The organism is Shewanella carassii (assembly GCF_019670705.1).
In the GTDB taxonomy this organism is placed as follows: Bacteria; Pseudomonadota; Gammaproteobacteria; order Enterobacterales; family Shewanellaceae; genus Shewanella; species Shewanella carassii.
The window spans coordinates 3300918-3314351 of the sequence record NZ_AP024618.1; the positions used below are offsets into that span (position 1 = coordinate 3300918).

Here is a 13434-nt window from a genome sequence, read left to right on the forward strand (position 1 = left end):
TCACAAGAAGTAAACACTAACTTCTGGCGGTGTAATCACCGACACCCAACCACTTGTAGGTGGTCAGCGCTTCCAGCCCCATGGGGCCTCTGGCATGCAGTTTCTGAGTACTGACAGCCACCTCGGCGCCCAGGCCGAACTGGCCACCATCGGTGAAACGGGTGCTGGCATTGAGGTAAACCGCCGCCGAATTCACCTGGTTCATAAACTCGGTGGCGGCGTTGATATCATCCGTGAGGATAGCCTCGGAGTGACCGCTGGAATAGCGGCGAATATGACCTATGGCCTGCTGGATATCATCGACTACCCGGATCCCCAGATTGAGGGATAACCACTCGGTAGCAAAGCTATCCTCCCTGGCGGCGGCCACTTGCTCGGCCCCAAGAATAACCACAGTCTCGGGGCAACCTACCAGCTTAACTCCGGCATCGACTAAGGCCTTGGCCACCTTGGGCAATGCCTCCTTGGCTATCTGCCTGTGCACCAACAGAGTATCCAGGGCGTTACATACGGTTGGGCGCTGCACCTTGGCGTTGAGAATGACAGGAATAGCCTTCTCCAGATCGGCCGCCTTATCCAGATAGAGATGGCAGATACCGATACCGCCGAGAATAACCGGGATGGTCGCCTGTTCGGCGCAGAGCCGCTGCAGCTTGTCGCCGCCGCGGGGCACTATCATGTCCACATATTGATCCAGCTTGAGCAGCCCGGTAACCAGGGTGCGATCCGGGTTGTCGATAAGCTGCACCGCATCTTCCGGCAAGCCACTGGCTTTAACGCCCTGGCGAATCGCCTTGGCCAGCGCCTGGTTGGATTTCAGGGTTTCCTTGCCGCCACGGAGGATCACCGCGTTGCCGGTTTTAAGGGCCAGCACGGCAATATCCACAGTCACATTGGGCCTGGCCTCATAGATAACGCCTATCACCCCCAGAGGCACGGCGCGGCGACACAGGCGCAAGCCGTTATCCAGCATCCGGCTGTCATACTCGCGGCCAATGGGGTCGGCAAGGGCAATCACATTGTCGATATCGGCTATCACTCCAGCCAGGCGCGACTTATCCAGCAGCAGCCTGTCTATCATGGCCGCGTTGAGGCCAGCCTCTTTGGCCGCGGCGACATCCTGTTCATTGGCCGCGAGAATAGCCGCCTCATCGGCCTTGAGAGCGGCAACGATATTGTGCAGCAGTTGCTGCTTGGCGGTGCCGGAAAGATTGGCCAGGGCAAAGCTGGCTTCCTTGGCCCTTTGCCCCAGTTGTTGCAGATATTCAGCTGTCATAAAACCACCATGTCGTTGCGGTGCACTATTGCATCACCATAGTCATAGCCCAGCAAGGATTCAATGTTATCTGAATGCTGGCCCGCGATACGTTTGAGGGCCACGGCGCTGTAGCGGCAGATCCCCCGCGCCAGTTTACGGCCCTTGGGATCCAACAGTTGCACCGTGGCGCCGCGTTCAAACTCGCCCTCGACGGCGATAATCCCCTTGGACAGCAGACTGCGGCCCTTTTCGGTTACCGCCCGCACCGCGCCTTCATCCAAGGTCAGTTTCCCCTTGGCCTTGGGTCCGGCAAGGATCCACTGCTTACGGCTCTCCAGCGGGGTTTCGATGGCACAGAAGTGAGTCCCCACTGACTCGCCGGCAGCGATTTTTTCGATGGCGTCCGGATGATGGCCCGAGGCGATAACCACTTCGATACCGGCGCGGCGAGCTATGTCGGCCGCCTCCAGCTTGGTTGCCATGCCGCCGGTACCCAATCCGGAAACCGAGCCGCCGGCCAGTTGCCGCAGGCTGTCGTCGATATTGGCCACTTCGCTGATAAGATGAGCATTGGGATTGTGGCGCGGATCGGCATCGAACAAGCCTTTTTGGTCTGTCAGCAGGATCAGCAAGTCGGCATCACACAAAAGCGCTGCCCGGGCGGACAGGTTGTCGTTGTCCCCTACTTTTATCTCATTGGTGGCAACGGCATCGTTTTCATTGATGATGGGGATAATATTCTGTTTCAGCAGCGCATTCAGGGTATCTCTGGCGTTGAGATAGCGCTCGCGATCGTGCAGATCCGCCCGGGTCAGCAGCAACTGCCCCACGTGCAGACCATAAATACTGAACAACTGAGCCCAGGCCAGGATCAACTGGCTCTGGCCCACGGCCGCCAGCAACTGTTTGTTGGCCATGGTATCCGGCAACTCCGGATACATCAGATGCTCGCGCCCGGCGGCAATGGCGCCGGAAGTACACAAAACCACTTCGATACCGGCGCGCATCAGGGTCGCCATCTGCCTGGCCAGCTCGACCATATGGGCCTTGTCCAGGCGCTTGCTGCCGGAGGTAAGCACACTGGTACCCAGTTTTACCACTACCCGGCGGTAGCGTGTGTCACTCAAGTTCATCACTTGTATTTGCTTAAAAAAGTCGGGGATAAATCTTATACCCAATCCGCCGCCGGATTCCTAGCGGCAGTCGGCTTTCAAGCGGACAAAATCGTTATTTATTGCGATATCTCATACAAAAAGGGCCATACAAAGTATGACCCTCAATAAATGCAGTTTATAAAGCAGATGCTTGCGCTTTAGCTTTTTTAACTACCGTAGGCAAACTTGAGAATAAACAGCAGCGCCAGTGCCACAACCCCGGCATTGAGATCGCGAAAACGGCCGCAGAGGAGTTTAATCGCCGCATAGGCGATAAAGCCAAAGGCGATACCCGTAGCTATTGAGAAGGTCAATGGCATCAGCAGACAGACCACCACCACAGGGGCGGCCTCGGTCAAATCTTCCCACTCTACATGCACCAGGCCAGACATCATCAGAATCGCCACATAGAAGAGGGTGCCCGCGGTCGCATAGGCAGGCACCATACCGGCCAGCGGTGAGATAAAGAGTGAGGCCAAAAATAGCAGTCCGACCACGACGGCGGTCAAGCCGGTACGGCCACCGGCGCTGACGCCAGAGGTACTCTCGACATAACTTGTGGTGGTCGAGGTACCCAGCATGGCCCCGGCAATAGTGGCGGCGCTGTCGGCGGTCAGGGCGCGGTTGAGTCTTGGCAGGCGCCCCTTGTCATCCAGGAAACCACCGCGCTGCGCCACAGCTACCAAGGTGCCCGAGGTATCGAACAAGTCCACAAACAAAAAGGCAAACACCACGGAAATCATGCTGATCTCCAGCATGCCGGAGAGATCCATCTTCATAAAGGTAGGCGCAATGGAGGGCGGCATGGATACCAGGCCGGTATATTGCACATCTCCAAAGGCCAGCCCCAGCAGAGTGATGGCCAGAATGCTGAGGATCACCGCCGCCTTATATCCACGCTGAACAAAAGCGATGATCAGGAAGAACCCCAATACCGACATCAGTGCCGGAAATGCGGTGATATCCCCCATACTTACCAGAGTCGCCGGATTGGCAACCACGATACCGGCACTCTTGAGGCCGATGAGCGCTAAAAACAGGCCGATACCTGCGGCTATGCCGAGGCGTAGCGACATGGGAATAGAGTTGACCACCCATTCCCGAATTCGTACCAGGGAGAGGATCATAAAGCAGATCCCGGAGAGGAATACGGCGCCGAGCGCAGTTTCCCAGCTGTAACCCATTTCACCCACAACTGTGTAGGTAAAAAAGGCGTTGAGGCCCATTCCAGGGGCCAGGGCGATGGGATAGTTGGCCAACAGTCCCATGACCAGACAGCCTATCGCCGCCGCGACACAGGTCGCCACAAAGACAGCGCCTTGATCCATACCGGCATCGGCCAGCATAGCGGGGTTAACGAAGATAATGTATGCCATGGTCAGAAAGGTGGTCAGACCCGCCACGGCTTCCTGCTTCAGAGAGGTTTTGTTTTGCTTTAACTTGAACAGTTTTTCCAACATGGAACTAGGTTCCTTGAATTAGAGTGTAGGGAGGTTTGGATGTGACACTTCTTTAACGAGGTCATCGGCGGCCGATTATAAGGAGTTTGCGCTGATCAGACCAGCATCATAGTACTTAGCCGGGCAGTGGTATCCATTAAATGCCCGTCAGCTCACAATTTGTTCACATTTTGCTGCGAACAAAAAAAAGCCTGCTCAAAGAGCAGGCCAAGACATGTATCAAGTACCCAAAAGGGAAAGAGTTTACCGCGCTAGCGGGTAACACCTGGCAACAGAAGCAAAGCCTCTATTGCAACTTGAGTCTAAATACATCACAGAGTGATGAACAAAGGTTGATGGATGATGGAACTACTTAAAGGGGTAGTCAGCCCTTGAAACTCATGGCGAACATGCCGCCGCGCAAAACCTGACAATCAAACCAGGTGTTGCTCCAATAAACTAGGTTGTTTTTGCCTGAATAAGACATAGCCGATACTCCTAACAAAGTTGTAAAAAAAATACTCTAGTGAAGCTTGGCTCGGTTCCCTGGAACTAGAGGTTCTCATATCCGTGGAGACAACTTGTCACTCATTTCCCTGGAGATAATTATCCATCCTGGATTGACTAGAGGTGGAAGGCACTTGCCTAACCAACGAGAGCTATTATAGCTATCTGTAATTTTATTACAAGACTCCGCCTAAAAATTTTAAAAAACACTTAAAACTGTAATGCAATTACATGCGAGTTACACATATTTTACCGCTTGAACCTGATGAAACATATTGAAACTGTGGGAGAGATGCATCCTTACCAATTGAATAATAATGATTTTACCAACAAGACTTCATAAGTAACTCACCAAGATTAAGTAAAATCTAACACTGTAATTCACTGTCAGTCAGTGCCCAAATGTTAGTCTCCCCTCGGGGGTAAAAGCGTGATCCTAAAGAGGTAAGACCAGTTAAGGTGAATTAGATCACCCGGTTACAGGATTGGCTAAAAATCCGTCTGAAAGTTTTCTGTTGTTTTCAGTGCTCGTAGAGGATGACGATTCAAACGCCTTCAAATCAGAGCTGACCCAACGGTTTGCAATGGAGAACTTAGGTGAGATGACGTCCAGCAAATCTCGTGGCTAGGTAATGCCAACATAGCGGTCGCCAAGTGAACAAAAGCAAACTGACAGAGTGCAGGGATAACCCGGCCGACAACATCGGCCGGGAGGCGTTGAGGACTTACTCAGTCATATAGGCAAACAACCCAAGCAGCGGCGCCGCCGTAGGTTTGCCATAGAGGGGATCGCCTTCTGTGGCACTGCCGGCGATATCCAGATGACTATAGGCCATGGGCTGAGCGTCTTTTACCCCGTGTTGCGCCAATCCGGAAGCCTTTAGCAGGAAGGCCGCCGGATACTGGTGTCCTCTGGCGGTAACCGATGAGGGCGCATTATTGGAAGAAAGTAGCTCAGAGGCACCGGAAACATCACGCACCTTGGCAAAATCTTCCTTACGCAAACGGGACAGCTCCAGCCCTTCACTGTAACGCTCGGCGCTGGCTTGCAACCGCTTGGGTAATGCCTGTTGCTCGGCAACGGCGTTGGCCACTACCGCACTGTAAGAGCCATAGGCTCGCACCACATGGCCGGTCAGGGTTGCTACAGAGAATAGCTCGGGCGCCGCACTGCCCTGCGCCTTTAAACGCAGATGGGACAGCAAGTCGGCCAGCACCAAACGTCCTTCGGCATCGGTATTGCCAATCCTGACCCTGACACCCGAATGGGCTGTGATGATTTCGTCCGTGACAAAGGCTTCGCTGCCTATACTGTTGCGTACCAGCCCCAATTCAGCCACCACGCGAATGCCTTTGGGCTTGAGTAATGACAAGGTCTTCATCAAACCGGCCACGGCAGCCGCGCCGCCCTTGTCACGGCTCATACCGGCCATGGCACCGCCCACTTTCAGATCGGCGCCGCCTGTGTCATACACCACGCCCTTACCGGCAAAGAAATAGTTGTGCTGGATGTCACCTTCGCCGCGGTACTCCAATTTAACAACCCTGGGCTGATGTCTGGCCACGGCAAAAGAGGCCCGCGCCACAGCGCTCAGCAAGGGATAGTCCCGCTCGAGAATGTCTCTGTCTTCCACGACCTGCAGCGACAGCCCTGAATCTTTGAAGGCGTTGAGGCAATAGTCGGCAAAGGCAGGGGCACCCATGCGCTCAGGCTCGGTGCCACAGAGATCTCTGGCAAGGGTGCGGCCGGCTTCAATGGCATTGAGCATGTTGGCATCGGCGCCGTTCATCACCCCGATGGCTTCTATGCTGTCAAGGGCGGCGCCCGCCTCACGGGCTTCCAATGGCTTCCATAGCTCCTGCGCCGTTGCCAGCGCCGCAACCATATCGGCCTTGGCGTATTCATCGCCTAAAGATGCAGGCTTATCGACCCACAACAGTGGCCTTTTGGCTCCAGCGTCTCGGGCGATGGCGATACCGGCCCGGGCGGCATTGGCAAAGGCGCGCACATCCTCATAATCGCCGAGCGGCGCAACCGGGGCGATGATCAAGCGGCCACCGGCAAGCCCGGGAGCAAACAACAGCGTCGGGCTCTTGCCCACCCTTTTGTCGACTTGAGCCCCATGGGAGGCCAATATCGCCACCTCCTCGATTGGACACGCCGTCACATCGGCGCTGACCACCAGCAATGCATCCCAGTCTGCCTCACTGAAAATTGCATCCTGGTCAGTAACATCAATAAATTCAACCATGACCCATCCTAATTATTTTTTATTGGCGTCCAGCATTATTCCCTTTCCGGCGCCGGATTACCAATCTGTGCTCGGCAAGTTTCGCTGTCACAAATAAACAATTGTTCCAACTGGGTTCTGCGCCCTTACGCCGCTCTGTGGTAGACTGATGACAACTCGCGCTTGGCCCGGTCCAAGCCCGCCAACCAGACGAAAAGATCAGGAGTTTGCTGTGTCCAGTCTCAGCCAATTGCAACCTCAGCCTCTATGGCAGTGGTTTGAACAAATCTGTGCCATTCCTCACCCATCCAAGCATGAAGCCGCGCTCAGCCAGTATATTCAGAGCTGGGCCAAAGACCGTCAGCTTGAGGTTATCGAAGATAAAGTCGGTAACCTGATTATTCGCAAAGATGCCACTCCAGGGATGGAAAACCGCAAACCCGTGGTGATCCAGGCCCATATCGATATGGTGCCGCAGAAAAATGCCGATAAAGAGCATGACTTTGTCAAAGATCCGATCCAGCCCTGGATTGATGGCGACTGGGTCAAGGCCCAGGGCACGACTCTGGGTGCCGATAACGGCATAGGCATGGCATCGGCGCTGGCCATTCTCGGCAGTGACGATATTCCCCACGGGCCGCTGGAAGTGCTGCTGACCATAGATGAAGAAGCGGGTATGACAGGAGCCTTTGGCCTGGAAGCCGGTATGCTTCGAGGTGAAATCCTGATCAACACAGATTCCGAGCAGGAAGGCGAAATCTATATGGGCTGCGCCGGTGGCGTGGATGCCGAGATCACCCTGCCCATGGTCTGGGAAGCCACAGGCGAGGGTTTCCAGGCATTCAACCTGACGCTCTCCGGACTCAAGGGTGGCCACTCGGGGGTGAACATTCACCTGGGACGCGGTAATGCCAACAAGCTGCTGGCCCGTTTTCTGTTTGAACACAGCGAAAGCCTGCAGCTAGAACTGGCCGAATTCAACGGCGGCTCGCTGCGTAACGCCATTCCCCGTGAAGCCAGTGCCACTATTCTGGTACCGGCCGAACAAGCCACAGCGTTGAGCGAAGCCGCCGCGGCTTTCCAGGCACTGCTTAGAGAAGAGTTGGCGGTTGCCGATCCGGTCGCTTGCCTGACTCTCACCGAAGTGCCGCTGCCTGTCAAGGTGATGAGCGAGCAGAGTCAGAACACCCTTATCGATCTGCTGCATGCCTGCCCCAATGGTGTCATGCGGATGAGTGACGAGATTGAAGGCGTGACCGAGACCTCACTCAACCTCGGGGTGATCAATACCAGCGAGCAGGATGTCAAACTCCTGTGCCTGATCCGCTCCTTGATTGACTCGGGTCGCAGCCAAGTTGAAGGCATGCTGATCGCCCTGGCCAACCTGGCCGGTGCCGAAATCGATCTTTCCGGCGCCTACCCAGGCTGGAAGCCAGACAGCCAGTCTCCTGTGATGGCGATTGTGCGCGACACCTATCAGGACATCTACCATAAAGAGCCGGTGATCATGGTGATCCATGCAGGTTTGGAATGTGGCCTGTTCAAGGAGCCCTATCCGGCCATGGATATGGTGTCTATCGGCCCCACCATACGTTTCCCTCACAGCCCGGATGAAATGGTGAATATCACTACAGTGGGCCAATATTGGCAGCTGCTGTTGGCGGTACTGGAACGTATTCCCGAAAAGGCCTGATACCTTGTTAAAGGCACTTAAGCCTTGAATTGATAGCGCCAAACGACTTGGCGTTGCGGCAAGGCGGCAAAGGCTGCAAGAGTGACTCCCCATCAACATGGGCAAACTATGTGATTGGGATAAGCGAAGATTGCCAACGCAGCGGCCACTTCAAGTTAACAAGAGTAAAAAAAGCCGCCCCTGGAGCACTCCGGGGCGGCTTTTTGATGCGTAGTGCCTAGCGTTTAGGCTATTCCTCCAGCAAGCTACGCAGCATCCAGGCAGTCTTTTCGTGGACTTCCAGCCTGCGGGTCAGCAGATCGGCACTCGGCTGGTCATTGGCCTTGTCGATAACGGGGAACAGGGCTCTGGCGGTGCGGGCCGTGGCCTCCTGGGCTTCAACCAGGTGCAATATCATCTCATTGGCAGAGGGCACGCCTTCCACTTCCTTGATGGATGCCAGACGTACAAACTCTTTATAAGTCCCCGGCGCCGGATACCCCAGGGCGCGGATCCTCTCGGCGATTTCATCCAACGCATTCCACTGCTCTGTGTATTGCGCCATAAACATCTGATGCAGGCTGTTGAATTGCGGGCCTTTGACGTTCCAATGGAAATTATGGGTCATCAGATACAGGGTATAACTGTCGGCCAGCAGCGCCGAAAGCCCCGCGACGATTGTTTTACGATCCGCATCAGAGATACCTATATCTATGGTGGGTGCCTTGACTTTCTTGGTTGCCATATACACTCCTTTTGCTTGTTGGCGATAGCCGCGCTCGATGGCGACTAAAGATAAAATAGCCATAACAGAGTGGGAGCTTGTGCCAGAGTAAACTGTGAACTGGCGCACAATCCATAGAGAGCGGCCAAGAGTCACGCCATTTTCAAGACTCATAGACGGGGTAAATAGGCTTCACGTCGCGGTCCGGCCCATGGGGCTTGTCGACCCGATTTAAGAAGAGGCGTCACGCTTACCACCCGCTTTGGCAGATACATCCAGCGAGCATAAAAAAGGGAAGCGCTGGGCTTCCCTATCATCCTTATCCGCTCAACTACGCAGTTGCCGGAAACACTCGGCGATAATCTCAAGCCCCTGCTGCAGATCCCTGTCACTGACGGTCAAAGGCACCAAGAGACGCAGCACATTGCCATAAGTGCCACAGGAAAGCAGGATAAGACCGCGCTCCCGCGCCAAGGTGAGGACTCGGGCGCAATACTCGGGCTTGGGCACACCGTCTTCAACCAGCTCCATGGCCACCATGGCGCCCAGGCCGCGAATATCGGCAATAAAGTCGTACTCCTGCTGCAGCTTGCCAAGCGCTTCTTTAATGACAGTGCCCACCTGGTTGGCCCGCGCCAGCAGCTGTTCCTTCTCGAAGGTTTCTATCACCGCCAGGGCGGCAGCGCAGGCAAGCGGATTGCCGCCATAGGTGCCTCCCAAACCGCCGGGGCCTATGGCATCCATCATCTCGGCCCGGCCGGTAATGCCGGAGAGCGGGAAACCACCGGCAATGGACTTGGCAAAAGTCGTGATATCGGCGGCAACGCCCATCTGCTCCATGGCAAAGAAGGTGCCGGTACGGCCGGCGCCCGTCTGCACCTCATCGGCAATCAGCACTATCCCTTCCTTGTCACACAGCTTGCGCAGCCGCGCCATAAACTCGGGGGATGCGGCATAGAAGCCGCCCTCGCCCTGCACCGGCTCAAGAATAATGGCGGCAATATCCGCCGGCTCGGCATCATTCTTGAAAATCTGCTCGATGGACTTCATCGCATCGTCGTCACTCACCCCATGCAGCGCGCAGGGATATTGGGCACGAAACACGTTGGCCTGCATCAACCCCATGCCCTTACTGTAGGGCGCCACTTTGCCGGTGAGCGCCAGCGTTGCCATGGTGCGGCCATGATAGCCTGAGGTAAAGGCGATGACGCCGCTGCGTTTGGTGTAGGCCCTGGCGACCTTGAGGGCATTTTCCACCGCCTCCGAGCCACTGGTAAACAGCGCCGACTTCTTGGCGAAATCCCCGGGAACCAGGGCGTTGAGTTTTTCGCAGACGGCCACATAACTCTCATAGCCCAGCACCATAAAACAGGTATGGGAGAAGTCTTCCAACTGGCGGGCAACCGCCTGCTTGACTCTGGGATGCAGGTGCCCGGTATTGAGCACGGCTATGCCACCGGCAAAGTCCAGATATTCGCGGCCCTCGACGTCCCATACCCGGGCATTTTCCGCCCGTTCCACAAACACAGGGTGTATCTGTCCCACACCCGGTGCCACTGCGGCCTGGCGCCGCACCATCAGAGAGTCATTGCTTATCATCCTGCTATCCTCTGTTGTTGTCCCGGCACCGCCGGGACATGGGTTAATCAGACCGAGAGGCAGAGATACTTGATCTCCAGATATTCCTCTATGCCATATTTAGAGCCTTCCCGTCCCAGCCCCGAGGCCTTGATGCCGCCAAAAGGCGCTACTTCGTTGGAGATAAGCCCGGTATTGATCCCCACCATTCCGTATTCCAGCGCCTCGGCAACTTTCCAGACTCTGGAGATATCCCTGGCGTAGAAATAGGCCGCCAAGCCGAACTCGGTATCGTTGGCCATGGCGATCACTTCATCGACACTGTCGAAGCGGAACAGCGGCGCCAGCGGGCCAAAGGTTTCCTCTTTGGCGACCCGCATGCTGCCATTCACCTCGGTCAAAATAGTGGGCTCGAAGAAGTTACCGCCCAGCGCCCGGCCGCCTGTCTTGACCCTGGCGCCTTTGGAGACGGCATCCTCAAGATGAGCCTGCACCTTTTTCACCGCATTCTTGTCGATAAGCGGCCCTGTGGTAATGCCGGACTCTGTGCCGACACCTACCTTGAGCTCGGCCACTTTGGCGGCCAGCTTTTCGCTAAAGGCATCGTAAACGGACGACTGCACATAGATGCGGTTGGCGCAGACGCAGGTCTGGCCGGCATTGCGGTATTTGGAGATCATTGCCCCTTCCACCGCCGCGTCCAGATCGGCATCGTCAAACACGATAAAGGGCGCGTTGCCACCGAGCTCCAGTGACAGTTTCTTCAGGGTGGCGGCACATTGCTGCATCAGATGGATGCCCACGCCGGTCGAGCCGGTGAAAGACAGCTTACGCACCACAGCGCTGTCGCAAAGGGTATTGCCTATCGCCTTGGCATCGCCGGTGATCACGCTGAAGACGCCGGGAGGAATGCCGGCTTCAATCGCCAGGTAGGCCAGCGCCAGAGCGGTAAAAGGGGTCTGCGGCGCCGGTTTGACTATCATGGTGCAACCGGCCGCCAGTGCAGGACCCGCCTTACGGGTGATCATCGCCGCCGGGAAGTTCCAGGGCGTAATGGCCGCAGTCACGCCCACGGGCTGCTTGATCACCAACAGGCGCTTGTCTTGTTGATGCCCGGGGATAGTATCGCCGTAAACCCGCTTGCCCTCTTCGGCAAACCACTCGATAAAGGAGGCGGCATAGGTGACCTCACCGCGGGCTTCTGCCAGAGGCTTACCCTGCTCTGTGGTCATCAGCAGCGCCAAGTCATCGGCATGTTGATTGATAAGTTCGAACCAGCGTTTGAGAATGGTGCTGCGCTCTTTGGCGGTCAGCGCCCGCCAGGCCGGAAGAGCCCGCTCGGCGGCATCTATGGCTCTGTGGGTCTCAAACGCGCCCATCTCTGGCACACTGCCGATACGCTCGCCGGTGGCCGGGTTGAAAATATTGACCTTCTTGCCTGAGTCTGCGTCCAGCCACTGGCCATCGATATAGGCTTGTTCACGCAGCAGCGCACTCTGGTTAAGTTTCATTGCGACTCCTTTAAATGGGCGCCGGGCGCCCTTGTACGGATAGGCATCAAATACCCAGTTTGTCCCTCAGGCTGTAATACCAGGCGCCGAGCGCAGAAAAGGGGACTCGCAGGGCATGTCCGCCGGGAAATGGATAATGGGGCAGGCTGGCAAAGGCATCGAAACGCTCCGCCTGTCCGGTCAGCACCTCGGCAATCAACTTGCCCGCCAGGTGGGTATAAGTCACCCCATGACCACTGCAGCCCTGGGAGTAATAGATGTTGCTGCCAATCCTGCCGACCTGAGGCAAACGGGAGAGTGTCAACAGAAAGTTGCCTGTCCAGGTGTAGTCGATACGGACCCCTTTCAATTGGGGGAAGGTCTTGAGCAGCTTGGGCAGGATAATCGCTTTGATATTCTCCGGATCTCGGGCGCCGTACACTACACCGCCACCATAGATCAGGCGTTTGTCGGCCGACAGGCGGAAATAATCCAGCAGATAGTTACAGTCCTCGACGCAGTAGTCCTGCGGCAACAGACTGTGGGCCAACTCTTCACCCAAGGGTTCTGTCGTGATTACCTGGGTACCGCAAGGCATGGATTTGGCAGCAAGTTGGGGCAGCAGTTTGCCAAGATAGGCATTTCCTGCCACCACCACAAACCTGGCCTTAACCTGGCCATTGGCGGTATGTACTATAGGGTACTCCCCTTCGTCGATACGTACTACGGCCGAATCCTCAAAAATTTTTCCACCGAGAGATTCCACTGCCCTCGCCTCACCCAGCGCCAGGTTCAGCGGATGGATGTGGCCGCCACTCTTGTCCAGCAAGCCGCCGATATAACGGTCTGTATTGACCACCTGGCGAATGCCGGCATCATCCAACAGCTGCAGCTGTTCTATGTGGCCATATCGCTCCCAGAGGGCTTTTTGCTGCTGCAGATGCCCCATCTGTTTGCGGTTGATGGCGGCAAATACCCCGCCGTTTTTGAGGTCACAATCTATCTGGTATTTTTCGATGCGTTCGCGGATGATGCGGCCGCCCTCGAAGGCCATTTCGCCAAAGAGCTTGGCCTGCGTCTTACCAACAGTGCTTTCTATCACATCGAGATCGCGGCTGTAGCTGTTGACTATCTGGCCACCGTTGCGGCCAGAGGCGCCCCAGCCCACTCTGGCCGCTTCCAATACCACCACCTTGAAACCGGCCTCCAACAGGTGCAGCGCCGAGCTGAGCCCGGTATAACCTGCCCCAATCACACAGACATCGGTTTCCAGCACCTCACTTAAGCTGTTGCGTTCACGGGTGTCATTGGCCGAATCGGCATAATAAGAGGAGGTGTGGGCAGTGGCAGTCATGGTTAATCCAGCCTTTTATGTTTGTTA

General features: G+C 55.9%; 9 protein-coding genes. 1 reads left to right on the forward strand and 8 read right to left on the reverse strand.

What is annotated here, in order from left to right:
• Positions 1-16 precede the first annotated feature (16 nt).
• The 4 genes from K5621_RS14945 to K5621_RS14960 form a co-directional block, all read right to left on the reverse strand.
• Positions 17-1276, reverse strand: a complete 1260-nt coding sequence (locus K5621_RS14945) for a glutamate-5-semialdehyde dehydrogenase (RefSeq protein WP_221049635.1) — start codon at positions 1274-1276, stop codon at positions 17-19.
• Positions 1273-2391, reverse strand: a complete 1119-nt coding sequence (gene proB, locus K5621_RS14950; protein WP_100144199.1) for a glutamate 5-kinase — start codon at positions 2389-2391, stop codon at positions 1273-1275. Before proB ends, K5621_RS14945 begins: the two co-directional genes overlap by 4 nt.
• A 188-nt stretch (positions 2392-2579) precedes the next feature.
• The gene (locus K5621_RS14955; RefSeq protein WP_221049636.1) at positions 2580-3872 is read right to left on the reverse strand and encodes an NCS2 family permease; all 1293 of its coding nucleotides are present in this window, start codon (positions 3870-3872) and stop codon (positions 2580-2582) included.
• A gap of 1211 nt (positions 3873-5083) precedes the next feature.
• Positions 5084-6610 (reverse strand): M17 family metallopeptidase, encoded by a 1527-nt coding sequence (locus tag K5621_RS14960; protein WP_221049637.1) that lies wholly within the window; start codon positions 6608-6610, stop codon positions 5084-5086.
• 211 nt (positions 6611-6821) lie between these two features.
• Between K5621_RS14960 and K5621_RS14965 the strand changes: the two genes are divergently transcribed.
• Positions 6822-8282 carry an aminoacyl-histidine dipeptidase gene (locus K5621_RS14965; protein WP_221049638.1) on the forward strand — a complete coding sequence of 487 codons (1461 nt, stop codon included), beginning with the start codon at positions 6822-6824 and terminating at the stop codon, positions 8280-8282.
• 229 nt (positions 8283-8511) lie between these two features.
• On the opposite strand, the gene K5621_RS14970 is transcribed toward K5621_RS14965, so the two are convergent.
• The 4 genes from K5621_RS14970 to K5621_RS14985 all read right to left on the reverse strand — a co-directional run bounded on the left by K5621_RS14970 (position 8512) and on the right by K5621_RS14985 (position 13407).
• Positions 8512-9006: a Dps family protein gene (locus K5621_RS14970; RefSeq protein WP_100144189.1), complete on the reverse strand. Its 495-nt coding sequence runs from the start codon at positions 9004-9006 to the stop codon at positions 8512-8514.
• 306 nt (positions 9007-9312) lie between these two features.
• Positions 9313-10584, reverse strand: a complete 1272-nt coding sequence (gene gabT, locus K5621_RS14975; protein ID WP_093982486.1) for a 4-aminobutyrate--2-oxoglutarate transaminase — start codon at positions 10582-10584, stop codon at positions 9313-9315.
• A gap of 47 nt (positions 10585-10631) precedes the next feature.
• Positions 10632-12074, reverse strand: a complete 1443-nt coding sequence (gene gabD, locus K5621_RS14980; RefSeq protein WP_044733906.1) for an NADP-dependent succinate-semialdehyde dehydrogenase — start codon at positions 12072-12074, stop codon at positions 10632-10634.
• A gap of 46 nt (positions 12075-12120) precedes the next feature.
• Positions 12121-13407 carry an NAD(P)/FAD-dependent oxidoreductase gene (locus K5621_RS14985; protein WP_221049639.1) on the reverse strand — a complete coding sequence of 429 codons (1287 nt, stop codon included), beginning with the start codon at positions 13405-13407 and terminating at the stop codon, positions 12121-12123.
• Between the last annotated feature and the right edge of the window lie 27 nt (positions 13408-13434).

Excerpts from the sequence above, each read along its gene's own strand:
- K5621_RS14945 (WP_221049635.1), bottom strand. The coding sequence starts at position 1,276 with ATGACAGCTGAATATCTGCAACAACTGGGGCAAAGGGCCAAGGAAGCC.
- proB (WP_100144199.1), bottom strand. The coding sequence starts at position 2,391 with ATGAACTTGAGTGACACACGCTACCGCCGGGTAGTGGTAAAACTGGGT.
- K5621_RS14955 (WP_221049636.1), bottom strand. The coding sequence starts at position 3,872 with ATGTTGGAAAAACTGTTCAAGTTAAAGCAAAACAAAACCTCTCTGAAG.
- K5621_RS14960 (WP_221049637.1), bottom strand. The coding sequence starts at position 6,610 with ATGGTTGAATTTATTGATGTTACTGACCAGGATGCAATTTTCAGTGAG.
- K5621_RS14970 (WP_100144189.1), bottom strand. The coding sequence starts at position 9,006 with ATGGCAACCAAGAAAGTCAAGGCACCCACCATAGATATAGGTATCTCT.
- gabT (WP_093982486.1), bottom strand. The coding sequence starts at position 10,584 with ATGATAAGCAATGACTCTCTGATGGTGCGGCGCCAGGCCGCAGTGGCA.
- gabD (WP_044733906.1), bottom strand. The coding sequence starts at position 12,074 with ATGAAACTTAACCAGAGTGCGCTGCTGCGTGAACAAGCCTATATCGAT.
- K5621_RS14985 (WP_221049639.1), bottom strand. The coding sequence starts at position 13,407 with ATGACTGCCACTGCCCACACCTCCTCTTATTATGCCGATTCGGCCAAT.